The organism is Bacteroides cellulosilyticus, assembly GCF_020091405.1.
Taxonomy (GTDB): Bacteria; Bacteroidota; Bacteroidia; order Bacteroidales; family Bacteroidaceae; genus Bacteroides.
On the sequence record NZ_CP081903.1, the window covers coordinates 5,805,755 to 5,832,593 of the forward strand.

The 26,839-nt window shown below is 40.4% G+C and carries 27 protein-coding genes and 1 tRNA gene; 3 read left to right on the forward strand and 25 right to left on the reverse strand.

The window, feature by feature from the left end; genetic code table 11:
• Positions 1 to 119: 119 nt before the first annotated feature.
• Positions 120 to 1,796, reverse strand: a complete 1,677-nt coding sequence (locus K6V21_RS22265) for a polysaccharide biosynthesis protein (protein ID WP_224319908.1) — start codon at positions 1,794 to 1,796, stop codon at positions 120 to 122.
• Positions 1,797 to 1,996: 200 nt separating this feature from the next.
• Here K6V21_RS22265 and K6V21_RS22270 point away from each other — a divergent pair.
• Both K6V21_RS22270 and K6V21_RS22275 read left to right on the forward strand, forming a co-directional pair.
• Positions 1,997 to 2,069: transfer RNA gene (locus K6V21_RS22270), tRNA-Thr, on the forward strand.
• Positions 2,070 to 2,208: 139 nt separating this feature from the next.
• Positions 2,209 to 3,441: a tyrosine-type recombinase/integrase gene (locus K6V21_RS22275; protein WP_224319909.1), complete on the forward strand. Its 1,233-nt coding sequence runs from the start codon at positions 2,209 to 2,211 to the stop codon at positions 3,439 to 3,441.
• A gap of 75 nt (positions 3,442 to 3,516) precedes the next feature.
• Here K6V21_RS22275 and K6V21_RS22280 read toward each other — a convergent pair whose 3' ends face one another.
• The 6 genes from K6V21_RS22280 to K6V21_RS22305 form a co-directional block, all read right to left on the reverse strand.
• Complete coding sequence (locus K6V21_RS22280) at positions 3,517 to 4,269, reverse strand: hypothetical protein (protein ID WP_224319910.1); 753 nt, start codon at positions 4,267 to 4,269, stop codon at positions 3,517 to 3,519.
• Positions 4,270 to 4,320: 51 nt separating this feature from the next.
• Positions 4,321 to 5,370, reverse strand: a complete 1,050-nt coding sequence (locus K6V21_RS22285) for an RES domain-containing protein (RefSeq protein ID WP_224319911.1) — start codon at positions 5,368 to 5,370, stop codon at positions 4,321 to 4,323.
• Between the two features lie 152 nt (positions 5,371 to 5,522).
• Positions 5,523 to 6,068, reverse strand: a complete 546-nt coding sequence (locus tag K6V21_RS22290; RefSeq protein ID WP_224319912.1) for a histidine kinase — start codon at positions 6,066 to 6,068, stop codon at positions 5,523 to 5,525.
• The gene (locus K6V21_RS22295; protein WP_224319913.1) at positions 6,065 to 6,463 is read right to left on the reverse strand and encodes a D-Ala-D-Ala carboxypeptidase family metallohydrolase; all 399 of its coding nucleotides are present in this window, start codon (positions 6,461 to 6,463) and stop codon (positions 6,065 to 6,067) included. The genes K6V21_RS22290 and K6V21_RS22295 overlap by 4 nt, the downstream gene beginning before the upstream one ends.
• Entirely contained in the window at positions 6,460 to 6,912 is a 453-nt protein-coding gene (locus tag K6V21_RS22300; protein ID WP_224319914.1) for a phage holin family protein, read from the reverse strand. The genes K6V21_RS22295 and K6V21_RS22300 overlap by 4 nt, the downstream gene beginning before the upstream one ends.
• A gap of 185 nt (positions 6,913 to 7,097) precedes the next feature.
• Positions 7,098 to 7,718, reverse strand: coding sequence for a master DNA invertase Mpi family serine-type recombinase (locus K6V21_RS22305; RefSeq protein ID WP_224319915.1), 621 nt, complete (start codon positions 7,716 to 7,718; stop codon positions 7,098 to 7,100).
• Between the two features lie 78 nt (positions 7,719 to 7,796).
• On the opposite strand from K6V21_RS22305, the gene K6V21_RS22310 reads away from it, so the two are divergent.
• On the forward strand, positions 7,797 to 8,357 hold the full coding sequence (locus K6V21_RS22310) for a hypothetical protein (protein ID WP_224319916.1): 561 nt from the start codon (positions 7,797 to 7,799) through the stop codon (positions 8,355 to 8,357).
• Positions 8,358 to 8,407: 50 nt separating this feature from the next.
• Here K6V21_RS22310 and K6V21_RS22315 read toward each other — a convergent pair whose 3' ends face one another.
• The 18 genes from K6V21_RS22315 to K6V21_RS22400 form a co-directional block, all read right to left on the reverse strand.
• Positions 8,408 to 8,911 carry a hypothetical protein gene (locus K6V21_RS22315; RefSeq protein WP_224319917.1) on the reverse strand — a complete coding sequence of 168 codons (504 nt, stop codon included), beginning with the start codon at positions 8,909 to 8,911 and terminating at the stop codon, positions 8,408 to 8,410.
• 63 nt (positions 8,912 to 8,974) lie between these two features.
• Positions 8,975 to 9,508 carry a hypothetical protein gene (locus K6V21_RS22320; protein ID WP_224319918.1) on the reverse strand — a complete coding sequence of 178 codons (534 nt, stop codon included), beginning with the start codon at positions 9,506 to 9,508 and terminating at the stop codon, positions 8,975 to 8,977.
• 152 nt (positions 9,509 to 9,660) lie between these two features.
• Entirely contained in the window at positions 9,661 to 10,911 is a 1,251-nt protein-coding gene (locus tag K6V21_RS22325; protein WP_224319919.1) for a hypothetical protein, read from the reverse strand.
• Positions 10,853 to 11,923: a hypothetical protein gene (locus tag K6V21_RS22330; protein WP_224319920.1), complete on the reverse strand. Its 1,071-nt coding sequence runs from the start codon at positions 11,921 to 11,923 to the stop codon at positions 10,853 to 10,855. Before K6V21_RS22330 ends, K6V21_RS22325 begins: the two co-directional genes overlap by 59 nt.
• The gene (locus tag K6V21_RS22335; RefSeq protein WP_224319921.1) at positions 11,920 to 12,276 is read right to left on the reverse strand and encodes a hypothetical protein; all 357 of its coding nucleotides are present in this window, start codon (positions 12,274 to 12,276) and stop codon (positions 11,920 to 11,922) included. Before K6V21_RS22335 ends, K6V21_RS22330 begins: the two co-directional genes overlap by 4 nt.
• Positions 12,269 to 13,468, reverse strand: a complete 1,200-nt coding sequence (locus tag K6V21_RS22340; RefSeq protein ID WP_224319922.1) for a hypothetical protein — start codon at positions 13,466 to 13,468, stop codon at positions 12,269 to 12,271. Before K6V21_RS22340 ends, K6V21_RS22335 begins: the two co-directional genes overlap by 8 nt.
• A 180-nt stretch (positions 13,469 to 13,648) precedes the next feature.
• The gene (locus K6V21_RS22345; RefSeq protein WP_224319923.1) at positions 13,649 to 16,672 is read right to left on the reverse strand and encodes a hypothetical protein; all 3,024 of its coding nucleotides are present in this window, start codon (positions 16,670 to 16,672) and stop codon (positions 13,649 to 13,651) included.
• A gap of 83 nt (positions 16,673 to 16,755) precedes the next feature.
• On the reverse strand, positions 16,756 to 17,172 hold the full coding sequence (locus tag K6V21_RS22350; RefSeq protein ID WP_224319924.1) for a hypothetical protein: 417 nt from the start codon (positions 17,170 to 17,172) through the stop codon (positions 16,756 to 16,758).
• A gap of 3 nt (positions 17,173 to 17,175) precedes the next feature.
• Complete coding sequence (locus K6V21_RS22355; RefSeq protein ID WP_224319925.1) at positions 17,176 to 21,744, reverse strand: tape measure protein; 4,569 nt, start codon at positions 21,742 to 21,744, stop codon at positions 17,176 to 17,178.
• Between the two features lie 189 nt (positions 21,745 to 21,933).
• Positions 21,934 to 22,320 carry a hypothetical protein gene (locus tag K6V21_RS22360; RefSeq protein WP_224319926.1) on the reverse strand — a complete coding sequence of 129 codons (387 nt, stop codon included), beginning with the start codon at positions 22,318 to 22,320 and terminating at the stop codon, positions 21,934 to 21,936.
• A gap of 69 nt (positions 22,321 to 22,389) precedes the next feature.
• The gene (locus K6V21_RS22365) at positions 22,390 to 22,932 is read right to left on the reverse strand and encodes a hypothetical protein (protein WP_224319927.1); all 543 of its coding nucleotides are present in this window, start codon (positions 22,930 to 22,932) and stop codon (positions 22,390 to 22,392) included.
• 4 nt (positions 22,933 to 22,936) lie between these two features.
• Positions 22,937 to 23,332, reverse strand: a complete 396-nt coding sequence (locus K6V21_RS22370; RefSeq protein WP_224319928.1) for a hypothetical protein — start codon at positions 23,330 to 23,332, stop codon at positions 22,937 to 22,939.
• The gene (locus tag K6V21_RS22375; RefSeq protein ID WP_224319929.1) at positions 23,329 to 23,625 is read right to left on the reverse strand and encodes a hypothetical protein; all 297 of its coding nucleotides are present in this window, start codon (positions 23,623 to 23,625) and stop codon (positions 23,329 to 23,331) included. Before K6V21_RS22375 ends, K6V21_RS22370 begins: the two co-directional genes overlap by 4 nt.
• Positions 23,616 to 23,939: a hypothetical protein gene (locus K6V21_RS22380; protein WP_224319930.1), complete on the reverse strand. Its 324-nt coding sequence runs from the start codon at positions 23,937 to 23,939 to the stop codon at positions 23,616 to 23,618. Before K6V21_RS22380 ends, K6V21_RS22375 begins: the two co-directional genes overlap by 10 nt.
• Positions 23,936 to 24,250, reverse strand: coding sequence for a DUF6706 family protein (locus K6V21_RS22385; RefSeq protein WP_224319931.1), 315 nt, complete (start codon positions 24,248 to 24,250; stop codon positions 23,936 to 23,938). The genes K6V21_RS22380 and K6V21_RS22385 overlap by 4 nt, the downstream gene beginning before the upstream one ends.
• Positions 24,247 to 25,326, reverse strand: coding sequence for a hypothetical protein (locus tag K6V21_RS22390; protein WP_224319932.1), 1,080 nt, complete (start codon positions 25,324 to 25,326; stop codon positions 24,247 to 24,249). The genes K6V21_RS22385 and K6V21_RS22390 overlap by 4 nt, the downstream gene beginning before the upstream one ends.
• Positions 25,327 to 25,343: 17 nt before the next feature.
• Positions 25,344 to 25,943: a head fiber protein gene (locus K6V21_RS22395; protein WP_223126662.1), complete on the reverse strand. Its 600-nt coding sequence runs from the start codon at positions 25,941 to 25,943 to the stop codon at positions 25,344 to 25,346.
• Positions 25,944 to 25,948: 5 nt separating this feature from the next.
• Positions 25,949 to 26,593 (reverse strand): hypothetical protein, encoded by a 645-nt coding sequence (locus K6V21_RS22400; RefSeq protein WP_224319933.1) that lies wholly within the window; start codon positions 26,591 to 26,593, stop codon positions 25,949 to 25,951.
• Positions 26,594 to 26,839: the final 246 nt, after the last annotated feature.

Genomic DNA, 26,839 nt, shown 5'->3' on the forward strand with positions numbered 1-26,839 from the left:
ATCTTTAAAATTCCTACAGTTAAATATAAATCGGGCACAAAGGTAGCACATTATTTCAGAACGCCCATTTATTTTACATCGAAATTTCAGAAAAAGAATTAAAAACTCCATTCAGCCGTTCAGGCATCCACACAGGACTCAGAAAAATATGAGATTATTTTTTTCATTTTGTTAATTATTACCGCTGAATCCTGCATGCAATTATTTTCCGTTAAAGTATTAATCTGCTCGCAAATCATAGTATAATCAATGAAATATCCTTTGCTTTTCTTTATTTTTTCATAGCTGGTAGGCAGCGTATCTTCTACTGCATCATCTTCAAACACATAGATTTCACCATTCTCACCCAAATTCCCCGTTTCCAATATCAACTGACAAGCTTCCGATACAGTCATTAAACTGCGAGGGGCATCAGGATATACATCACTGAAGCGAACTACAAATAATTTAGTAAGACTATTTTCCTGCACTACTTTGCGAGATAATCCCTGTACATACATTTCAGCCAAACATTTACTATACCCCATAGCATGCACCGGACAGAAAGCATGATCTGTAGAAATTATCATACATTTCTTAATTTTGTATTTTACAGACAAATCTGCAACAGTCTTTGTCCCTAAAACATTCACCTGTATAGCTTCAGAAGCATAATCTTCAAGCATGGCAACGTGTTTATATGCTGCAGCATGAAAGACTAACTGCGGCATACACTCTCTGAAAATAGCCTCCATACGAGTATAATTTGTAACATCTGCTACTAATACCCGTACTTCGAGATTTTTCCAATGGTCAGACAATTCCAATTGAATATCGTACAAAGGAGATTCAGCCTGATCAACCAATATCAACTGATATGGATTTAGCGCCGCCAACTGGCGAACGATTTCCTGCCCTACAGTACCAGCAGCACCGGTTATCAATATTCGATGTCCCTCAACATAAGCCGCTATCTTACGGATATCAACCTGAATTGGTTCACGACGAAGCCAATCTTCTATATGGATATCTTTTATAATTCCATCATCCAAACAATCGCTCAAGGGAGGCACTGTCATCACATGGATATCCTGAGCTAACATTTGTGCTACTATACCAGACTGTTCCAAATCCACCAATTTATCAGGTGAAGCAATAATCGTACGTACATTCTTCCTTTTTAAGTGTTCAAATAACATCTTATCATTAGCATATACCCTACATCCCATAGTGTGTTTGCCTATCATCCACGGCTCATCAGAAATAAAACCACATACACGATAATGATTATTCCTATTTACACGCATAGATTTTGCTATATTCACTCCAGTTCCACGAAAGCCATAAATAAACACATTCACACAATGCCGAATATCAAAAGACAAAGCTTCATGCAACATTTTCACCAAAATGCGCAGACATGCCATGAATATGAAGTTAAGAATATATGCTATAAAAATTATTCCACTGGGTAATGTTTCTCCCAAACCAAAAGCTGACCAGCAAAAATTTCCTACCCCCAGTACTCCATAGCTCAATGTAAGAGATATAAACACTCTATAGATATCCACAAACGAAGAAAAACGAATAACTCCAACATATGTATGAAAGACAGAAAAGAAACACAGATTACAAAACAAAGAGAAAAAAATCATCCACACATACAATGACATCTTATATATTATAGAAGACACCCCGAGTTGAAGGATACATGCTAAAAGCATGGAAATCATTACCAAACAAATATCAATAGCCAATATAGTCCACTTGGAGGCAATACGGGATGAAAGATTCTTATAATATATCTTCAAATTCATATTTATTGTCAGATTTTAGGTTGACAGTAAGATTTGCAAAGATGTATTTTTTATATTGATAAAACAATTATTTTAGAAGGAAAAATGACAGAGCAAATATAGAAAACCATTTTAAGAAAGATTTTTTCAAAAAAAAGCCTTTTTCTTTTCGTAATTTCAAAGAAAGGTGTAATTTTGCACCCCGTAAATGAAAAGTCACTGCCGCTATAGCTCAGTTGGTAGAGCAACGCATTCGTAACGCGTAGGTCGCCAGTTCAAGTCTGGCTAGCGGCTCTCCTTTAAAACGCTGATTATAAACACATTAATCAGCGTTTTTCTTTCAAAAAAGTCTCACCTGAATAAAAAAAAGCACATTTCTGCAAATATATATGGCTAAAGTTGTATAGTAGGATTGTGTTTGATTATTCAGCTTATGGCAACAATCAGATTAACAGTTTTAAGTTCTATTAAGGAACAGGATGGCAGACTTCCAATCTTAGTCTGCATCTCCCAAAAGAAAAAGCGGGCTTACATCAAAACGACTTTCCTATTGAATGATATTGCAGAATTCGAAAACGGAAAGGTCGCATATCGCAAAGATGCAAGTGTAATGAACAAACGATTAGAGTTTGTATTCTCACAATATAAAGAAAAATATGATTCTATAGAAGATAAGGACTGGCTAACAGCCTCCCAAATCAAGCAGATTATTCTTTCTAAAGAAAAGCCATCTCATATTTCCTTTATTGAATACTGGAAGAAGCGTATTGCAGAGTTTGAAATAGAAGGAAGAGAAAGCTATGCAAAGATGAACCAAGAAACAATCCGTATATTTGCTAATGCCGAAGGGGACGTTCCCATCCCTGCTATCAACACATTATTAATAGAACACTTTAAAAAGTGGATGATAAGAAAAGGCTACGCCAATGGAAATATAGGATTAAGGCTAACTCACCTAAAAGCAAGAATCAACGAATTAATTAAAGCCGGCATTCTCAAACAAGATGTACACCCCTTTGCTTACACCAAAATCCCGACTGCCGAACCAAAGGAGTGTGACCTAACAATAGAGGAGTTTCAAAGAATACGAAACACCCAATTAGAGGGGAAGAGGATTAATTTAGGGAAAGACATGCTTTTGCTATCTTTTTACTTATGTGGAATAAACTTAAAAGATCTATTGTCAGTTAATCTATCGTCAGATATCCTTTCCTTCGAGAGAACTAAGACGCTTCATGCAAAGACAGGAAAAGCAAACATTACAATACCGATACATCCAGAAGCAAGAGCTATAATAAATAGGTATATTAATAAAAAAGGTGTGTTAGATTTAGGGTATTCATACACCTATTCTAATTTACAAAAGTATATCAACCTTTGCATGAGAGAGCTGAAAGAGCATTTAGGAATCAAGCAAACACTATGCTTCTATTCCGCTCGCAAAACTTTTGCTCAATTTGCATCAGAACTAGGAATCCCGGATGGAGTGATAGACTACTGTTTGGGACATTCAGACAAAAGTAAAGGCATTATCAGGTACTATACCAAAGTCAAACAAAAACAAGCGGAGATAGCAATCAACAGAGTAATAGATTATGTGAATAATCCGGAGAAGTATAAAGATTACATAGAGATGAGAGCGGATATTATGATGATGAAAGGATAATCATGATATTTAATACTGTCCCCGTAGTTGAGCCGCTACGGGGATTTTTTAGGCACAATCAGATGGATAGTCCCTCTAATCACTTTTTTGCCTTTCAATAATTTTCTTTTTCCTTTCAGTGATGGATAATTTAAGCCATTCTTTTCTTTTACATAAAGATAAACCATTTTTATAGTATAGAGTGTCATAAAGGTGCTTACTTCTTAGTTTTCTTGTTTGTAAATACCAACATATAAACACACAAATTCCCGCTAAGACAAAAGGCAACAGACATATTATAAGCGGACTATCCAAAATAGTCCAACCTAATTCCAACTCATGAGAATATAAGATCATTGAGTGCACAATTCCAATAACAATCCATCCGATTAGGCAAACTTGTCCTATTAATATATTTATCCTGGAAGGTGAATAGGCACCAGATTTCATTGAAAAAATACAATCATTCATTTTTTTATAGGGGATCCCCATCTCACCCATTATATTACTTACAGGAATTCCTATCTTATCATGATATTTATGTTCAAAACTTACAATTGCTGTTTCATAAACTTCATACCAAGCTTTAGAGCCTTTTCCCATATAAACCCAAATGGCAGAGAGTATACAACCGACAAATGACAAAACAATAGATAACAAATTGAATAAAATCCACTCTAAAACACTAGTGTAATCGATAATTCTCAAAACTAATATTCCATATCCGGTAAAACATAATATTAAAAATACAGATAAAAAAACAGATCGTTGCCATAAGTTTGAGATTTCTAAGTCCCGGCATTGATATAACCGTTCCAAAGTTCTAACATATTGATTGTCTTCACACATAACTCGCAATTTATCAGATTAATAAAGTAAATATAATAAATCAAAATCTATTCATACTCTATTGATTATTTTGTATGATTCACGGTATTTTAGCCGCTCCTCTATCTTACCAAATATAGATACTTCATAATTCCTTTTTAATTGTTCTTCCGAATTATACCCAGCTTTTCCTAAATCTACAGAATAATCCCCCCTAATACGTTCATATTCATCGCAGGTGGGTTCTGTTACCAGAAACTGCTCACACAATACAGGACAATACCCAGTGTCATTTATAGACTCCACTACAGGAAATACAATATTGTTGAATTTTTCATTAGGAAAATCAAAATCAGTATTTTTATGAACTGATGTATAACGAATCCCATTAATGGTTTTAAAGACATCTTTATAGTCATATTTTCTATGATAATTCGTTATAATATATTCCGTTAGAAGTTGAGGTATTATATATTCAGGTTTATAATCATCCTTATTGTTGAGAACAGGAATCATACATGCAATGATTAGCGGAAATCGTAAAAGATCAAAAACATTAAACTCTTTTTCATTAGGAACACGCAAATCTAACAAAAGTGGCATTTTTTTACAAACAATTTTTGACACCATCCATGACAAAGGACGTTCCATCTCCTCCCAACACGCATAAATACTCTCACCCACATATAAACATGGATATCCAGGAATACTATATCGTTGAGTTTTTACTTTACCACGTTTTTCAAATGGAATGTGAAACATATCTATATAGGTAAATCTTTTCTCTCCTTCAAACTTTCTCATTCTATATAAAGAAAGATTAGCCCCCTCAATAAGAACATTCATCTTTGCTTTGACAATCTCTCCCAACCGTCCATAAGCCTCCGAATGTTTGCCTTGATACTGAAGAGTTACTATTTCATTAATAGCATCACATGATTTCTCTATATCATTCATATTTTCCTGTGTTAACTCTATAACTCCAGCGTCTTTGATTAAGTTTACATAATTCTCAAGAGCGTTCTCTAAAACAACTCTAAAATCGGAATTATCTTTCCGTTTTATAGGAAGCATATCAATAAGCTTCTTATAAAGTTCCTCTTTTGCCTTATTATTATCCATATTTATATTTTTCAATGCACAAATTAAAGTATAAAATCAGATTCGACAAAATGAAATCTGTTTTTATTAGCCAATGCTTTCAATCAATAGTTTTCAGAACAAAAGTGCCCTGACTTTTCAGTCAAGGCACACTTATCGCAGATAAGCCACTTCTACTTATTCTTCTTATAAACAAGCCATCCAAGCACAAGCATGAATAAGCCGGCATATACATCCATCTTATGAAGTTGCCACCAAGAGAATTCTTTTACTTTCTCTTCCTGTACAACACTAGTATTGAGTTTATTCTTCAAATCCGAAACCTCCTCAACAAGCCTCTGAATGGTTACTTTAAGTTCAGTCTCAGTAGTCTTATTCTCTTTCTCGTCTTTACTGGCATTCGTCTCACTCACCATAGTTGGATATTGCTTGCCGGTACTGTCAGGAGGTGAGAGATAGACAGTTTTATTCTCAACCTTTAGATTGGATAGTTTCTCGCTTGTTTCTTTCCGCTGAGCTTCCATATTGATAAGTAGGGAGTCCATTCGAGATTGCATTTGCTGCAAAAGATTGGAATAGTCAACCTGAGTATTACGGTCTGTGTTCATAGGAGTGGCACATCCGGCCAATGCCATCATAACGGACATTGCAATGAGTCCGAGAATCCCCCAGACTGCCAGCCCGAAGAATTCCTTTTTCTGCTTACTGGTTAGTCTCATAAGGCTTTCACCTCCCTACGATTACCAGACTGCCGATAAGACACATGTACCCATGAGAAATGTTTCTCATCAATCAATTGATCGAAGGGAAGGCCTAGTTCTTGAATCAGACAGAACAACTTCTTATTCTCAGCCGGGCTCCCTCCGGTTATATCTGCCGCCCGTCCAGTCATGTGGTCGCTCGTAGCTGAACCTTTCACGGCTTTATTGAGTGCCGGGCAACGGAAACCACTGTTCACCCTGATTGGCTTCCTGTATGCTTCCCGCAATGGGTCCAGCACATTATCTACTAATGCAGTCATATTGACTACATGTTCTTTCTTACACCGGTTATCAATTCCTAATTGGTCGGCTGTATCGGACTTAATCAATTCAGCGATTGTAAAGTACTTCATTTCTGCACCTCCTTTATTTTCTTGATTAATTCCAAAGCGTCTTTCTCCGATGCACACTTAACGATATTGGCTATCACTCCGGGTAACTCTGCCGCATGGCTACGCTTTCTCTTATTATGTTCCCATACGCTCCGAAACTCGATTATCAATACACCAACCGTGATGATGATCGTCATGTATGGCAATACATACCAAGTAAAGAGTAATCCCAATGTGTCGAACATCAGTCCAAACAGCATCATACGCCAATAATCGCCAGCTTTAGCAAATGTACGGCGTAATCCCTTGCTATCTACTTTCTCTTTCATTACCCTCGCAGTCTGTACGCCATCCCACATATCAATCAGTACGGAGATGAACATTACTAACCAGCACATCAATGTCACCCCGATATGACGATACAGGTTAGTCAAATCTAACGCATGTAAGAAATCTAATACATCTTTCATTTTCCTTTCACTATTTTAATTATTAATACTACCTTTGTTATCAGATTGGTCTTAACGGTCAATCTGATACATGTCGTTATCCCGCCTCGCTTGTGAAAAGTAAGACGGGATTTTAGGCACAAAAAAGCCCATCAACAACACCTAATACGGGCTGTTAATGGGCATAATCGTATGTCGCAAAGGTACTAATTATCTTCTAATTCACAAGGCTTTTCATTCATTCTTTCAAGATGATCATCAAGCGTTTTAAAGTTGCATTTCAGTTTTCTACAGATAGCAGCCTTCGAGTAACCATAATCAAGCATAGTCCGGATTATATTTTCTTTTCCGGTGAGTTTATAATGTGTATTCTTATCGCCCTTCTTCCGACCCAATTGCTGACCGCTTGCTTTACGCCGTGCCAGTCCTTCCTTAGTACGTTGAGAAATTAAATCACGCTCAATCTGAGCTGACAGCCCGAAAGCGAATGCCAACACCTGGCTATTAATGTTATTGCCAAGCTCGTATTTCTCCTTAACAGTTAGAACAAAGGTTTCCTTCGTCATACAAAGATGAAGCATACTCATAATTCCCATAAGATTACGACCTAACCGGCTAATTTCAGAAAGTATGAGCGTATCACCCTTCTTCATTCTCTTTAAAAGTGGACCCAACTTTCTGTCTTTAGCGGCCTTTGTGCCTGACACCGTTTCCGACACCCACTTATCAATCACTAATTTGCGTTCATTGGCAAAATTCTGAACTTCAAACCGCTGGTTTTCGACAGTTTGCTTATCGGTACTCACCCTAATGTATGCGTAAATCATTTTTGTCTGTGAAGTTAGTAAACTAATCCTGCACGGACAAATTGCGTATTAGTCGCCCGTTAAAAATACAATGGTATAATGGAGAAGATAAAATTGTCAGAAGTTGGGTTAACCAGCGCCCCCTCATCAATTATAGGGCTAACAGCTGACCAGAACGTGGCACAGGTGACTGTAGATAGCTTGTCTAAGGTTGAATATACTTCCTTGGCTTCAGGAACGGATAAAATGAGATATACACAATTAAGATACAGTCCAAGTTCTGGGGCGGGAAGTAGGATTCTGCTATTTGTTCCTATTTCCGGATTAACCGATAAAATAGATGCTGCCGGAGTCCTAGGAAGTTTGTATGTGTTAAGAGCAGGTGTAGAATATAATCCGATGATGGCCAAGGCCGATATCGTATTATTTCGTTCTGCTTCATACCTAATAAAAGACATGAATGTGACAGGTGGATGGGGAGGAGGAAATAATCTTGTAGACTTTAAATTAGGACATTGCCGTTATAATGGAGAACTATATCTTGCAATAAAATTTAATACAGAGTTCTCTATTACAACCTGTTTTCAAGGTTTTTACACTTCAGATTGTGTATTTCGTAACGTTATAGAAGAGGATGTAACCGACTGGACGGAATTGTAATGGTATAGAACGGAATTGCTCTAGATAATAGGGGCATAGTGCCCCTACTATTATTGTGTCACATCAATATATGTCGCTGCGTCAACTTCATCTTGATTAGCTTCTGTCAAAGGGATATTATCTATAGTTTGGACAGTATTCATAATCTTCACATATATAGCTGGTGTATGTTGGGTGCGTTCAAAAATAATTTTGAATGCACCAGTATTTCCATCACTCCATACCTTAAATCGTGGAGTTGATGGAGTACTTGCTCCGCCTATCCGATTTAAAATTATCGTAGGTGCCTTCAAAACATCGGTTGATCTATTGATAGTCATATAAAATAAAGTCATTGGCCCACCTCCAAAAGCAGCAATACTAATGAGCAAAGAAGTGGATATTGCTGTTTTAGTGTTCATTTCATATACGACCCTTGACACTGTGGTTTGTATTCTTCTTTCCATTTTTACATCACTGGCGGGTTTAAGACCATTTTTTTCAGAGGTAGCAACCGGAATTGTGGTTATCAATTCGTTTACTACCTCTGCATCGCTAATTAACATTTTTTCCATACCCTTGTATTTTTAAGGGGCAAAAGATATGGTACAAAAATAGGCGACCGTAGTCGCCCTCTTTCAGAATGTAAATTCTTTGACTAAATATCCCGCATCAGGTTCTTCAGGAACTTCAACCGGTGACTGGAAAATAAAATTTATGTTGCACGAATAAGAAAACATCAACTGATTTGAGTTTGTAGTTCGAACAAATATATCAAGCATTGAGCCGTTAGTTGGTGATGCTTTATATAATATTCGAGCTTTACTTATTACTCTGCCAGAATTAGCCAACTGAACCACAGATTGCCTATCACTATATCCATCGGCATGGATATATAGTAACTGAGAATTTGGAGCCTCATTATTATAATAGTTTCCTATTATCAAGAGCACAGCATAGGGGACATTTCCGTAGCGTCCCAAAGCAATTCTGTACCATTTGCCTTGCGATAACCTTTCACTCGGAGCGATACTTCCACATCCTCCAGCTTGCGCAACAACCTTAGAATTAACGAGTATATCATTACCGGAAGCATCAACTGCTTTCACTTTACTTAGACTATCTTTGGTTTCCAAACCATTGTTGTAGTCCTTAATTGTAGTCTTCTCCATACCCTTGTACTTTTAACGGGCGTTTTTTTCTATCAAGAAAATCAGCCCAATTTAACATTTTAGAATTATCTCTTTTTTGTTTAATTTGTTTCCCCAAATTACAGCATTGGGAGATGCTGATAAAAGACGGATTTCTCCGTGTGAACTTTGAACTAAATGCTCTCCAATGTAACTCCGTCTGTAGCAGCTCTGAAATCAGATTTATTTCTGATAATGAAAGCTGCACCGCCTGTACCTGGAGACAGGCTGGGTAGTACAGGAGAGTATATTAGATCTATATTATCACCTGGTTTATTCAGCTTGATATAAGTATATACTTTGCCTTTGAACAGGAAAAATGGATTTTCCAGGAAAAATGAAACCGTAGTAACTCCACTTCCTCCATTGATTATACAGAGTTCTGTTCCGAGGGATTTAGCTCCTGTACTAAAAAGCAAATAGACTTTGTTCTGCGCCTGACTATTCTTAATTACATAGTTATTACTTTTAGCAGTAATCTGAAAAAAAGAACCGGATTCATAAGCTACTATTCCACGCCTTATATTACCAGATAAATCACAACTTCCACCAACGATATCTCCGTTCATGAAATTAAGCATCAAATTGGGAGAAAATGCATCAGTTCCAAATTTACGATAATCAAACGTTGTATTTCCATTTGCATCAACGCCTTGCTGCGATATCATATATCCATTCTGGAAGACAGCAGAATCAATCATTCCAAACTTACCGAGAATTATCCGGCCGGCCAATAAAGTAGAGTAAGGATATGGCGTCCATAATCCACTATTAGGATTGTTCTGTATCCATGTTTTAGGATCAGTCGTTGTATTACCAGGTACACGACTGGTCCACATGTACAGGACATCCTCATCTTCACCCTCCTGATCATCATGCATTAAGTACTCACCATTCATGTAAACAAGATCAGCAGACCAAGGTTCCGGACGTGGAAATGGCGTAGGATTGGCGGCAACAATGTTCACCTGCTTGCTATCAATCTCTTTCGTCCGACCAGCATCCTCATAAGCATAGATGCTGATACGGTTGGCAGTGGCATACTGATCTGAAGGAATAGTGTAGTCGTATGAACTAACCTTTGCCTCCGGCTTGTCCTCAAATAACTTCGTTACACTACTACCTACAACACTTTCAACCCTGAACGTGAGATAGGCAGGCATGGCCACCTTATTGCTCCCTTCACCGGCCCAGAACCGGACCTGTAACGGTGCAGCCTGTACGTTATTAGCATCCAAAGATACCGTTTCCGGATTGATGCCAATCCAGAGGCGTTCAGCTTCAGCAACCAAGTAGAATGTTCCTGTCAGTATCATATCATACAATTTATGCAGTTCCGCTAACAGTGCCTGATAAGCCCATTTTAGCACGTACCATATCTTCATAAGTAATCTTCGCATTGGCTCCCGTAAATGTGGCGGAATCCTTTCCCGTCAAAACAAATGCGGCACCGGTGTTATCTTTCAGAGAGAATGTCCAGGTTTTAATGAGCGATGGAAATTCCTCACCCGTACTACGTTTGGCGGCAACAGGAGTAACCGTTGCTGTTTCACCCTTCTTTACTGCATTACCGCTAATGCCGGTAAACTTGAAAAGCATATAGTATGGATCGGAAAAGTCGGTAATCTCATCATAGCCGGAGGCTATCAATGAACCGTCCTTCTTCACATCACAACGCAATTTAAGTACGTTATTCACATCATCGGTAGAAATCACCTGCGTGCGAGATGTACCCAAGTTTGTTTCACTATCTCCAAGCATTTTTACCCATTGGAAGGTAAATCCGGTGTAATCGGTAATTTCAGCTCCATCTTTGAAAATACGGGCTGTATCAGTTAAGGACTCCCCATCCTCAAGAAGCTGTGAACCCTTGTTGTTAGTTATCAAAACATCATACTGATTCCCGGTAGACTCTTGAATTACGACTTCCTTTGACAGCGCATTGAAAGCAATCGAAGAGCCGCCAATTTCAACGGTACCGGAGACAGTGATCCGGTCATTGTCATAATTGGATATCGGCACAAGATTCTTCATCACACGTAAGGCGGGAACTTGATAGGTAGCTCCGCCAATGGTAGTACTGTAAGCGTCTATCTTTTTAAAAAAGCCAACCATGCCGGCATTCGTTGACAAACCGTTGCTGCCAAAGGTCAACAATAAGTCATTATAGCGAAACTCAATCGTGTTGGGTACAAGAACGCTGCCATCAGAAATATCACGCAGGATAACAACAACGGTCGGACGATTATTCTCGGCCAACGCTTCAAAGTTCGGGATAAACACGGCTGTACCCTCGTTATAGCGTTGCACAAGCGGGGTACCCTCTACCCGGATAGTACCGTTAACAGTCGTGCCATCCATTAAAGCAATGAGGGTAAAAACTCCGTCAAGTCTCATACGTCACCCCCTTCCTGTTCAACAGGATCTTCGGCCGGAGTCGATTCTTCAGTGGTGGTATCTTCTCCTGAAGGTTCGCCCCCATTAACATTCCCACCGTCTTCCGGCTCTTCACAATTGCCTGCATTCTCTTCTTCTGAAGGATCATACAGGCCGCTTTCCTTTTGCTCCTTTATCAGAGCTTTCAACTTATCCTTCGAAAGTACTTCAGGGCTGAAATTAGAAAGCACCTTCAAAGCACTGAGCGGCAGGATTACACGACCGTCCGGTATGCGTTCGGCATACTTGTAATCGTAACCCTGACCGTCCAGTTCTTCCGGTTTTACTAACAGATAATTCATAAGCTTACTCATATTTAGATGTTATAATCAATTTACCGTCACTCGTAGTTAAGACTTTATCGTCACTCGTAGTAACCAATGCCGTTACTGCATACATTTTCACTGAAGCATATACCGATATAGGGTACAAAGGATCGAATGAATATGTAGAGGGAACAAACTCAACGGTCCTTCCACGCCCGACATTTTTTGCTGTGCTTCCGGCTTTGGCGGATTTCGCGTACCAGTCAATCACAAATAGGTTATCCTTGCTACTGTCAATCAATTGCTTGTTATACGACAATACACACTCGTAACCGACTGTAGTGTTCATACGGGAATTAAGCTTGATACCTTTCGTCTGCCGGATGTCAGCGCGTAATGTACCAGGCATCTCTACCTTGATGGAAGTCGTTGCCTGCATCTCGTCCGAAGTCGGCGAAGACGGACGGGTACCGGTATAATATGCACCACGGACACGCACAGAAATATTCCGGAAAAACCGGGCATCCAGTGTAAGGGTTTTCCCCCAGGTACCATCTGCGTTCTTGCCGGAGACAAACACCTCAAGCTCATCAGCCGTAAAGTCACGCCATGTTGTACCGTCAAGTATCTGCCACCAATAAGCGGCATTGGAATCTGCAACCGTATCTTCACCTGAGTACACTTGAGCGGTGATTGAGTATAGCCATTCTCCTTTACTATTGGGCACCACTTCGAGCGGGTTGATAGTCCAGCCTTTGGGCCGGTTGATCTTCAGGGAGTAGTTGTTTGAGTCAAAGATGCTGGTGCGAAGCACAATACTACGCTCGAATTTCTCCTGAGTGTTTTTTCTCTTATCCGTAATAGAGAAGATACAATGCAGCTCTATCGGGCTGTTGTAATCCACATTCTTTTTTACGGTCAAAGAATAGGTGGGTTTACCCGTGGCTGATATGGCATAGTCATCATTGTCAACGATGCGGTTGCTGCCATCTGACTTCGGTGCGCCTTCGTACCACTCGGCACCGGTGATAGTCTGGCTTCCATTCATTAAACCTTCCGGGTCCTGAACGGAAATGTAAGGCATGAGTACACAAGGAACGAGAGAACGATCAGGCTCGTAATCGTTCGTGTCCTTATTATAGTTCTGTACAGGATTACCAGATAGAACCTGTATCTCTGCCAGGAAAGAATAAGGATCAATGTGTACCGGTACGTCTTTGGGTTGGGTTTGTATAGCCATTTTAATAAGTGTCTATTATAGTTATTTTCTTATGCCCTGTTTTTTCTGTTACCAACTCCTCAAGGCTCTTACCGCCGACTCTCTGAATAACAATTGTCATTCTACGGCACGGTATAAGTCCTAAGAACTTGTACCGATATTCAACAAGGCAAGGAAAAACTTTTTCTAATCCCATAACTTTCAAATTTTAAATCCAACATAATTTTCTACCGTCTCAATATCTTCACCTACCGGAATGAATACCCTGCAGATGAACTTCACTGTCCTAACCGAAAGCCCCCATTCGCTCCCCATATCGGAGGAAGTCAACCGGATAACATGCTTCTGTCCGTCCACATAAGCAGGAGTCCAGCTGTTATCGGCAGGGATATTTCCGGTATCCCGCAGCCACTCCACTTCGACACCGGTAGTAGCCATAAGGACATTGGTGATATCACGGTTGCCATAACTCACAACGGCAGCGATATCGGTGTTCACGCCATTCTTAAAGAACTGCCAACCGGCAGTCGATGTAAAGTCAAGATGATAGTTCTTGTCACCTTCGAGCAATACCCATCCGGCAGAGTTCCATTGAGGCTCTTCGGTAGTCTTGTCTACTATACAACCCCATTTACAGCCATAATGATAGACTGTATGCTGTTCCAGCGTGGTTATCACCTTCTGATTCTCCAAAAGGGTTTCATAGTCTACAAATCGGTAAGGTTCATCTCCTTGTGCTGTAGCCAGAGACCACTCACCGCGATCCACCTTTTTAGGAATAATTGTCCCATTCCAGTCAGCTTCATATATCTTTTCAAAGACACCAATCTTCGACATGACTCCGACATCTGTAGGACCGATAGGAAGCTTCTCTATCATCTTCACGTTGGGGAAGCGGCCGAGAGTCAATGCATAGTTGTAGTCTTCGAGAATGGGCTTGAAAACATTCTGCAAGAACATGATCCTACCTTCACGGGATGAAAGCAACCAACTTTGGGCGCGTTCGTTCGGAGCTTCACCAGTATCCGGTACCATTGCATTACCTCGGCGGGTAACATTATACCCTGCAACCGGCGGGTAGTTCTTACCTCCGGGCACTTCGCTGTCGGGGTAAAGAACTACAGTCAAAGTATTATCATTGCGGTTTTTCGATACCGGTCTAAACCAGGAAGTATAATAGTCAGTACCTCCGACCAACAGCGAGTTTACGATAGAATATAATACGTCGTTCTCCTCTAATGTAGTCCAATCCGTATCTGTTCTCTTCTCCATAGTAAGCCGGTAAGTACCATCGTCCAACAATTCAACCTTTTCAATGGTACCACAGTCAGAGAATGAGAAGTCTCCGGCCATAGCCTGAATTTCGTTGATGATAAGGCGCAAAACGGTCAGCGATGACCGCAACTCCATGCGGTCAGCCTGTATCCTCCCTTTATCATCCGCGATTATGCCCTTGCCCGCAATGAGTGAGTCTATGGCTTCGCCAACCTCTAGTCCTCCTAATAACCTCAATAGGTAATTGGTGAAATCTGTCTTGTCCTTACGAAGAAACATTGACAACGAACGCAATGCCGAGAACACATTGCTGTCAGTTGCAGGAGTAGAGTCATTTCTTCTTATCACATATACACCACTACCGCTTCCACCTGTGTACGTCTGACCCTTGAGAGTGAGACTTTCTACCTTATCCTCTATTTCCCCTATGCGGGAATAGGCAGCGGTTTCCCCGACAGTATATACGGGGGAATCATAAGGTTTGTCAAGGTTGAATTCAAACCCGATAACCCTCGACTGCCTTCCGTTCTCGAAGTAGGCTTTGTTAATCAGGTTAACTTTCTGACCTGCACCATAGAGATTATGTATTCCGTCCTCACGGTATGCGTCATCGGACATCATCGTGCAAGTATAGGTGTTCGGGTCTATCTTGGATTTGGCTACATATTTCTCCGTTTCCGCTTTCAATTCCTGTTCGGCAGCAGACACAAGTCCTAATTCGGTTATTTTGGTTGAATCCCATCCTGACAAAACGTAGGTATCACCGTCTTCGGGAATGAGCACCTCATCGGGTAACGGTCTGCCATAGTCTTCATTCCTTACTATCTCCCACACTTGTGCTAACGGGTTCCAAGAACCATCCTCATTCTTTTCCGGGATAGGGGTTTCTCCACCTTCCTTGTCGCATGGATTGAATGTCACGACAAACATCATTCCGTTTAGCTTACCGGATTGAAATATTATCTTCAAATCCTCTCCCGGTAATCTATATTCTTCTGAAAATATTATACCAGTATCCTTGAAACGATAAGCATTCCATTTCGTTACTTCTCCATTTTCCTCATTGGTATCAGTATACTCGTGAGTGGTGATATCGGACATGGTACCAACTCTTCGCGGATAAATATCATCAAACACAACCACCCGTTCAACCGCTTCCTCAGTATACATGTCAGGATATGCATCTATGCAAGGAGTGTCAACAGGAAGCATAAGGCGTTTCTGTACAACTCCATTCACAACAATACTCTCATCAACAGGACGATAGTTGGAAGGTATGTTTCTTGTAGAACCGAAAGCGTAGATTCTCGTGGCGTAATCAGACTGCGAATCGGAACGTGTCATTTCCTTCACATTTATACCTTGCTCGAAGTCCACAGGGTCACCGAACTCACACCGTCCGAAGTGGATGATGTTCTCTGTTATCCACACATCACAGCTCCACTTGTCTTTAGCTCCCATAGAGAACAAGGCATCAAGGATATTGATATTGTCGTAGCTCATCAAAAGAGACTTATTCTCTACACTACTGTCAATGGAAAATTCAAAATCCCGTCCTTTATACTTATAACCAAGAGCTTTCAAATTTCTAAGGACTATACCAACATGGACATCAAGCGGAGCGGTCAGGTTCCAAGATGCCTCTTGCCCTGCCACTTCTGGGGTATATTTGAAGATTTTGTTTTTCCATTTCCAATAATATGCATCCAAACGAAGCTCATAATCATAGCCTGCGTTATCGGTATTGAAGGTGGGACTTTGAAGGTCACATACCTCGAATAACCCCAAATCGCATTCAACGTATGAACCTAACTTGAAATATATGGGATTCTCCAAAGAGAATTTCAGAAGTATGTAATCCTCTTTTTGGAGCGTAAACTTCCGCTTGCAACCTCCATTGGGAGTGGTTACAAGAAGAACGTTACCGGATATATCTTTGACATCTATCATAACATCTCCAAAGTTCGGAGATAAAAAAAAGAGTGCCCAATTTTGAGCACTCACATACACGACAATAAAACCAATGTCGTGAATTAGGTTCTGTTTACCGGATTCGGTTCGTTAAACTTCATCGAACATTTGGCAAAAGTTCGGTCTAAACTCTGTGCGTAAGTGATACTTTTACCGAGATAAATCAGATGATAAATCTCGCTACTATTAGCTGGGACTTGAATATCAACCTTGCCTTTATAAAGCTCATCGAAGAAAGCTTTTTTCTTTGATTGATAATCGGACTGAGAACTACCCTCGATAGTAAACGAAAGAGTTATTTCCCTCTCATCGACTTTAGGGTCATTGATTATTACCCGTTTCCCATGTTCAAGTCGGCTTTTGTTCTCAATAAAATCCTTCATGGGAGCGGATGCCCCAATAACATCAAGAAACCCCTCTCCCATTCTCACACCCCATGTGGCAAACGCATCTTTTTCATTAATCAGTAAATCTGTCATAGCTTATAATTTTGATGTATTCTTCTTCACTTCTGCTATATCTGCTTTGATATCTTTTAAGTATTTAGCCGAATTACCTGTATTCTCCGAAATCTGTACCAATTCAAGATAGGATTGTGCTATCAAATTCCTCGTATCATCAGCGATGTTCCTCGTTTCTGTATTCATGGAAAGGATAGCATCTGCTCTTACAGTTAACAGATTAAGAGATTGAGTTTGAGCGATATTCTGAGTTTTTATCTCTTCACCTGCAATCTGTAAAGCTGTAAACCGACCACTTAGCTCTCCAGCGTCCTCGTGTGTCATTTCGGTACCAAATCCTCTGGAAGTCGAAGATTGAGAAGTAGACTCTTGGGAACTCCATCCAAAAGCATCAGCCATTGCATCACGTTCAGCTATAATTTGCTCAGCTAACGCCTTTTGGGCATCTTTCAATTCTGCCGATTCTTTAGCAGTTAAATCAAAAACACCGTCTCCATCACTATCTGATTTTGCAGCCCAATCATTATATAAAGCTTCGATTTTGGCACGGTACTTATTTGCCACAAGATTTTCTAAAATAGCGTTCTTTAGGTATTCTCCAAAATCATCGGCCATATCTTTACTACTCTTACCCATATCGGAAAGGGTTGAAACAAAACTGTCATAGAAAGAATCGAAAGAAACTCCGGTCATTGTTTCCTGAAGTTTTGTCTTCATATCCTCTATCTCATCAGAACAGTCAATAATGTTTTGCAAATATCCTTGTACGTCATCGTCCAACTTCGCCCAGAACGTAGGTGCTTCTTCCTGTAGACGTTCCAATTGTTCCGCTGTAAGAGAAAATAGTCCAGTCATACGACCGTCAGCAACCGAGTTATAATTGAATCCAATAGACTGTGCCGCTTTACGAAGTTCATCCCAGCCCTGGCTTGACATCCCTTTTCTCTGACGAACGCCAATGGAATGAGAACCTGCACTCGCCCCTGCATTAAGTCTCTCTATCCCAAGTGCAACGCTGCTTTGAGCCTTCTTATTCAATAAGTCCAGAACTTCTTGCCCAGCCTTACGCGCTTCATCGCCATAAGATATATCTATATATTTCTGCTTTTTACTAATAAGCGTGTCCCAAACATCAATAAGTGCCCCATATTCTTCTTTCATTTTATTATAGGCAGAATAATCAGCACCAAGGACACCGATTAATCCTGATGCCATGCCTATTGCTCCACCAATAACAGCTCCCCAAGGTCCACCAATAGATGCGCCAGTTGCCGCATAAGAAGCTGTACTACTTAAAACAGAGGTAACCTTTCCAGCTGTACTTTCTGATTTAACCCCCAAATCTCCAAGAACACCATCCAGCTCTTTTACAGCAGATGCTATACTACCAAATCCTTTAGATGTGCTTTCATAATCATTATTCTTAAAGCCATCCTGAATCATCTTGAATGGATTATCCTTATCAAGCATCTTTTTGAATTTGGCTATTTGAGAAGAAAGACTTGATGTAAATTTATTTAAGGAAGAAGGATTAGCCATAGCATCATTTATAGCTTTCACAGTCTTTTCATTATCCTTAAACAAATCGGGAATTTTAGTTCCCTCTATCCCATTCATATAATCAATAAGCTCTTGAATATCCTCTATTATATTCCTTATTGACGATGAAGAACGATTAGAGAAATCCGTGAAAAATCTTCCCCATAATTCTGAGTTTTTCATCAATTCATCATCCAGGCTATCAAGATCTTCTTTTCTCTGGGCAATAAAAGTGGATTTTTCAACACTCCCCTCTTCTGCATCCGCAATCTGCTTATCATATTTATCCATGATAGCTTTGCGTTTCTCCTGATACTCTCCATACTTGATATAATACTCATTCCAAGCATTATCCTGTTTATTTTGATACTCTTTCAAATTCTTCTCGAAAGAAGCTATTCCACTTTTATATAAATTATCGAAGACATCGTTTTCCGAAATAGATAATGTAATCCCACTTGCATTAAAAGTCTCTCCCTTTTTTTTATCTGGGCTAGTCTCCCATGTAGCACGGGCATCCTCAATCTTTTTCCGCAGAGTATCCTCTTTCTGCCGGTCGATAGCCTGCATCTCTTTTTCAAAGTTGAGCTCCATTTCGGCAATAGTCTTGGCAGAACCTTCATCCATTGCCTTGATTCGGGCTTCATCAACTCTCATTTGCAAATCCTCGGCATTGCGTTTTTGTTCCAACGCTTGTTTCTCAAGGAGGACATTATATTTATCGGTCTGCTTACGAAGTTTCTCAGCTGCAGATTCTTGCTTGGAAGATGAATCGTAGACTTTTAGTTCTTTTTCTGCCTCCTTTAGCTTCTTAACATTATCCTTGTAACTCTTTATTACGGTTTCGTCTATCCCTTTAAACTTACCAGCGTCCATTAATTTCTTTTGAGAAGACGCAATGGAGTTTAAAGCGGTTTCAGCTTCTTTCTTTTTTGTTTCCCAATATTTCTTATTTTTAGATTGCTTTTCTCTTGCAGACTGCAATGTCTCAAGGGATTTCACAAATGAAGATACTTCATCACGTGAAAATTCCCCAATCATATCTTCTGTTACTCTTGAAAGAGAAGATTTCCATTGAGATATAGCTTTTTTAAGTTCGTCATCAGAAAATTTTTTAGCTTCTTCAATGCGAGCATTTATATAGTCGGTATTTACGGCAGCTTGAGCCTCCTTTTGTTGTCTTTGAAGTTCTTTAAGAACATCATTAGCCTCATTGATAGCCTCTTTACTACCCGACATCCCTGATACATATTCTTCTTGATTCCTAACTTTGGCATTTATGGAAGCAAGTTTTTCCTGATTGCTTTCTTTTTTCCGCTTAGATTGTTCCTCGTTAAGGTCTTTCTGCAACTGAATCAAATTTGTCAAATGCCCTTCCTCATCAATATATTTTTCGATGATTCCCGGATATGCCTTTTTTAGTGATTCTATTGCAGCATTGCGGTTTGCTGTAGCTTCCGCTTCATCGCCTGCGACAGAAATAAGACGTTGAATTTCTTGCCTGTGAGATTCTTCTTTTCGTATAGCATCTTCTTTTGAAGCATTATACCTTTCTTGTACTTCTTGTGCTTCAGTTGTTCGTTTGCTAAATGCCCACACAGCAGAAGCTGCGCCAATTGCCACCGTAGCCAACAAGACATACGGATTTTTCAACATGGTAGCATTCAGTAATGCCTGTGCTTTCTGCGCTAATAATATTCTTCCACGCATAATTAATGTTGCCGCAGAATGACCATTTTCAGCAGCAGTAACTAACATCACAGCAGTACGATATGTCCCGTAAGTAACCACCAATCCGGCCAATACCTTTCCGACTGTCTCATAGTTTTCAATCAGCGAGGTAGTCATTTGAATACCATCCATAATTACCCCTTCTGACTTCTGCCCTAGTTCGTTAAACACAGAATCCAAAGCATCCTGCATCATAGATAGCTGACCGTTTATCTCCTTTGAAGCATTCTCGGACATATTATAGAACCGACCGCCTGCGGAAGTGGCGTCAATAAACGCCTGTTGTACCATTTCTGCGGAAATAGCCCCCTTAGACATCTCATCTTTGAGTGTGGCAATAGACTTCCCTGTCTTTTCAGACATTATTTGAAATGGATTGAATCCGGCATTTATCATTTGGTTCAAGTCCTGCCCCATCAACTTGCCTGCTGCTGACATCTGAGAGAATGCCAAAGTAAGAGAGTTGAATTTCTGTGTATTCCCCATAGAAACATCACCAATAGCTTGTAAATAACGTGGCACTCTTTCGGCTTCGATATTAAACCCTAACATCATCTGTGTAGCGGAAGTAACATCGGAAAATTCCAGCGGTGAAATCTTCGCATATTCACGTACTTGCGCCATGAGCGCATCGGCTTTCTCCTTGCTACCTAACAACGTTTGAATGGCAGTATCGGCCGCTTGAAACTCACCACGCACACGAATCATTTCAGAGCCTAATGCTTTTAATACGCCAGCTCCACCAATAACAGCCAAAGCTTTCTTCCACGAGACAGCAACCCCATTGTTTGCTTCAGTGACATCTTTTGCATCATCCTTGTAAAGCGCATATTCATCACGGATCTTTTTTACTGAAAGACGTGCTTCTGCTTGCTGCTGAGTAAGATTAAACAAAGCATCCCGTTCTTTGCCAAGTGCTCTTTCTTGCTCTCTGATATGGTTAAGTAGCGCTTTATCTTCACCACCTCTTGAAACAATATTCTTATATAGTTCCTTATTTTTACGGATAGTTGTTTGAAGAGAGCCAACAGCATTCTTTTGGGCAATAATCTTTTCTGTAAACCCGTTAACGGATTGTGAGGCGTCGAAGATTTTCTTCTTAAAATCCCCCTCCATTACAGCACCAGCTTGGGCTGCCTTTGCCACCAATCCGTCAAGCTGTTGAGTAGATGCCGCAAGTTGGGTATTAAGTGTTTTGAAAGTGGCAGGAGATTGTGTGCTGTCCATGCTCTTCAATTCCTGCTTTAACTTTACAATCTCATTACGAAGTTTTACAACTTCTTCCCAGTCGCTACTTACTTTGAAATATAATTTAGACATACTTATTTCTTCGTTTTACCAATTCTTTACCACTGATTTTCTTAACCTTTTGTCCGCCATATACAGCGTGTAATTTATCCCTTTGCATCATCAACAGGTTTCTATAAGGAATAACCTCAAACACTTCTGTGTAACTTAGATGAAGCGTATCTATAAGATGAGCTATCTGCCCAAAGAATGTTGTGTTTCCTACTGTTTCGGTTTTGCTGCCAGCATCGACACATTCTTCATCGAGCTGACACACTGAAAAGCCGAAATATCCATCATAGAAAAACACACTTCCAAAGTTTCTTTAATTTCTTCAAAAGTCCCATTTTTCAAAGCCTTAGCCATTTTTTCATTACCGCAGATAAAACATGAAATTCCTTTCAGCATATCATTGGTAGCTTCAGGAAGTTCATTGATTGCTTCCATGATGTTATCTCCAACCATACCGATATTAGAAAAATGTCGTATGGCACGGCAAATAACTTTAATAGTAGGCGGTTTGATAGTATAAACCATTCCTCCTATCTCTACATTTTTGAAATCCAATCCCAGCAAGGCATCAGATACTATTTTCGCAGCTTGATTCATAATCTTTAAATTAAAAAGGGCAAAGCAAACACCGTCCACCCTGCCCTTTTATTAACTAATCATTTTACCTTACCCTGCCGGAGCTACTACTTCCGACTCATCAAACCATTTCTCAGAAGCCAAACCATCCACTCCAGTAGTAAGCGGAACGGCTGCAACAGCTAATCCGATGGCCTTATCGGTATTCGACCCGCGGGCGTTGATAGCCGCTTTCGGGAACACCACATAAACTCCGTCTTTGGTTTTACCAATCACACATTTATGAATAGGCTTATACTTGCCTCTTTCCCAATTCTTTTCAGTGGCTTTTCCGCCTTGCAAATCAGCCTTTGTAGCATAATCATACTCACCAATGGTAAAGTTGATTTTCACCTCACCTGGTTCGGACGTTTCCCGGTAGTACTCACCCGTCAAAGCGTTTTTGTAACGAGTTACACTCGCCTCCGCTTCTTCGTACTGATACGTGTCACCGTGTACGTTCTTGACCCGCTTCGTTGCTGCATTTTTCAAGATAGCAGCAACCTCCGCACCAGTCAATCCAGTTGCTGCGGCTGCAACCGTCGTTATAGGTTCCGCATAATACAATTCGTCAATTTCTACAGCTGTAATCATAATCTTATAGTTTTACATTTAATACTTCAAACAAAATTCTCACATTCACATAATGACACTTCAAAGCTGTGTCCGCTTCCGTGCCGATAGAATCAATGGAGTAACGATAGGTCGTGCCGTCATAGGCGCTTACCACATCATCAAATCGTTTGTTTGCTTCTCTTTCGAGTTCATTCAAGCGGATGGTGTTTGCTTCATTTTCGCTTAAATCAGGAACACAAAGATTCACTTCCGCGAAAGACTTCTTCCAATAAGTCCCCGGCTGTTGCTTCTTTGCATGGATAACGATTCTTTCAGACTTCAATTCGCCCGTCAGCGTTTCACCGTCAGGCACTATGTCTATTCCGAAAGCCTTGCAGTCCCGGTAGAGGATGTTTCCTATGTCGGTGGTTACTATCATTCAAATTCTTCTTTTAATCGTTTCTCCGCATATAAAGCGGCACCACTTAAAACATCATATCCCTTAGATTCAACGAATGAAGCGTATTCCGCTTCGTTTTTCAGAGTTAAGCCATTTTCGTCAACATCGTAATCATTGGACGTTCTCAGAGTGAGTGTGTGGTCTTGATAGTCGCCATGTTCCTCTGCGTATTTCACAGCTTCATCACCCACATCAATCATCTTCTTCTCAACTTCCCATTCTCCTTCATCGAAGAAATCATCGACATCTGAAAAATCGAAATCTACATCCATAATTCCGAGTAGTTAAAGTAGTTTGTACTCTTCACCGTGTAAACCTCGCCTTGACCTCTCACGTTCTCGTCATCCATACAACGGACTTCATCACCTGCCTTAACAGTGATTCTTTTCTCGCACACTACATGATAATTCGGACGATATACAGAGCCGTTATTGGATGAAAATTCTTTGGTAGTATTATCATCACAACGGCACTTACATACATCCTGCCAGCTCTCACCACCAGTTCCGGGGATAGGTCTGCCAAACTCATCCTTTTCCATCGGCGTGATAACCTTTACCTGCAATATGTGTGGAGCGAATATCATAAGAAGGTACATTTAGGTTTGTTACTCAGTTCGTCTTTCAAACCGTACTGTTTACATAAAAATGAATAGTAGTCCTTAACGCCTTCAAGATTCCAAGACATCGAAAAACCGCTTTCACTGATTGAAGTGGCACGAAGCAATAGAGAGGGGATGAACTTCGCAATTGCCACAGAAACACGACTGTAGTAACCCTCGTTCATCTCATCCTCTCCGCTTATCTTCGAGGTAAGACACATATCCAAAAGGTCAGCCTCCGACAATTGAATGCCGAAGGTCTGAAGCTTCTGTGATATGTATTCATTTACTGTCATGCGTTCATCGTTGAAAGGTCGAAGTTCACAATCTTGTTCGGAGCTATAAACTCAGGAATCCACTCTGCGGTGTATTCCATGTATCTACCCTCTCCATCACGATAGTTGCATACGGACATCTGACCTTCTGCTTTATTGTAAGAGCGTCCCGGAACTGGGTCAGTCATCACATACGGCTTATGGTGGCGCATCTTCATTACACTATCTGTCCGCAATAAGGTAATGCGGTCATCTGCATAAATCTGCACATTTTCACCGTTCTGATTCTCTACGTAATCTTCCTTGATTTCGATTGCAGGAAGACCGATGCCCGTAAAGATGGTAGAAGCAAGTTGTGATGTTATCAACCCAGTAGAAAGGTACATTTCATTAGCGGTAAGATTCATCTTAAACTTGTCACCGAACTCACTGGAACCGATAATGTTCTTAGCAAATGTGCTACGAGACATAATCATTTTGGAGAACACACCGTATTTGGCTTTAAGCTTCTGAATCTCCTGCTGCAAGTAAGAGATAAATTTCGCTTTTTCCGCTACTGTCGGAGTGATGAAATGGAACGGTAGTTCAATATCAAGCAACTCAATGTTTTCCTTGTTGTCTGCAAGGTGAACCTGAGCCTTACCGGTCATCAGAAGCTCGGGAACGACAATATCCATACGCTTGTGCGGAGCAAGCAAAATCTGACGGTAATCATCAACGATAAAGTCAATAATTTCCTGCAAAATCGTACGCTGGTCAGCGGTGTTTGCTGCATTGAACTTATCAATAATGTCCTGCAATTGTGACAGACGTTCAATATCCATCTGATAACGGTCGCCCAAATAGGCGATTTCAGTATAACCGCTTCCGAGTGAGCGTCTTTCGCGAATGGGCTTCTGGTCATTCTTGCCAAGGATGGAACCGGCAACGACACCTGTAACTGTTCCCAAATAAGTTTTGAAAACACGCTGCTTGGTTTCCAAGAAATCTCCGTATTGCTTCCAATAGATTGTATCCAATCTCAATTGAAGAACACGGTCAATAATCGCTTGGACGATATTGGGATCTGTAAATAAAGTTTGTATGGTCAAATTCATATCTAAACTTTTAATGATTAATACTCAAACTGGAAACGGCTTGTCAATCCCACCTTATCCATCTCATGGATCGGAAGAACCAACTTGCTTTCCTTTACCTCATAGGCTTGCATCAAGAGAGTGCAGAGAACCGCTCCATCGCTCTCAACTTTCTTCGCATCATAAAGAACGAAGTTTGCAGTGTTCTTCTTCACTGTTCCACCCACTGCGGTAGCTTCGAAAAGAACCGTATCCTTAGCGATATTTTCTCCGAAAGCCGCTTTGATGGTTAATACATCATAATCCTTGGTTGACTTGTCGATAGATGCTACCTCTGCGCCTTTCTTTCCGCTTCCGATGAACATACCCTGATAAGCCAAAGAATCTTTTGCCACCTTGATGGTGAGATTAGAGTCTCCTGTGGTATAAGCTTCAACCACTTTCACATTGCGGACGGGAACGAGTGTCCGTTTCTTCAAGTCCGCTTGTACAGGTGTGAATACAGGAAGAACAGAGCCTACTACAAGGTTGGTAATATCCAACTTCCACGGTCCGCTCTTTCTGACACCCGTCTCAACACGGTAGAACTCTTCCGGTTTGTATTCCGGGGTCAAGTTATACTTAGTACCTGCTGCCATAAATTTTACTTTTTAGATTCAACAATAGTTTTTGTTCCTTCCGAAATCATATTCGCAATAGATTCAGCTTCCTTCTCCATCTTTGTTTCCGCTGATTCAGGAGGAGTCACACCACTAAAGCCGATATTGGCAAGTTCCTGTTTAGCGTCCTTGAAATAAATGTCTAAGTCTGCATCATCAGGAATCGCATAACGCTTTGCGAATGTTTCGGGAATACCATACTCCTTTGCCTTTGCCAAAATCTGCTCTTGTCGGGTAGCCTGTGACTTCTCCGTTTCAAACTGAGCGAGCTTGTCAGAAAGCGGTTTAACGGCTGCACTCACTGCATTGGCAATGATGGTAGCCATATCATCCGGCTTGTCTTCCGCTTTGGTGGTTGTGGTAGTAGTGGTAGTCTCGACTGGCTTACCGTCTTTAAGGTTATGCTTCTTCTCGTAGTTAGTCACTGCCGTTTTTGAAGCATCCCCGGCACGGAAATCACCATAGGAATTAAGCACGTCCGAAAAGCTGATACCCTCAACAATGGAGTTTACCTTTGTCTCGTCCGTTACACCCTCTGCCTTTTTGGTGGCAATTCGGGTTAAGATAGCAGTGTCCACCCCAGAGAATTTCTGTTGTAGTCCTGCTAAAATTTGTTCTAAGATTGTCATACCGTATGAATTATTAAATTTGAAATTCAATTTGTGGAAGTAAAAATACCACCAATACAAATGATTAGTAAATATTTGAACTCCTGATTCGTGACCTTCGCGTTGATGTCACAAATACGGTATAAAAGTAAAAAGTAAGTGGGTGGAAGGGAAATAATTAGATAGGTGATATACGACAATGAAACGATTGTCGTAAAATGATATAAAAAAGGCGTGAAACCAAATGGAACCACGCCTACAAAATTA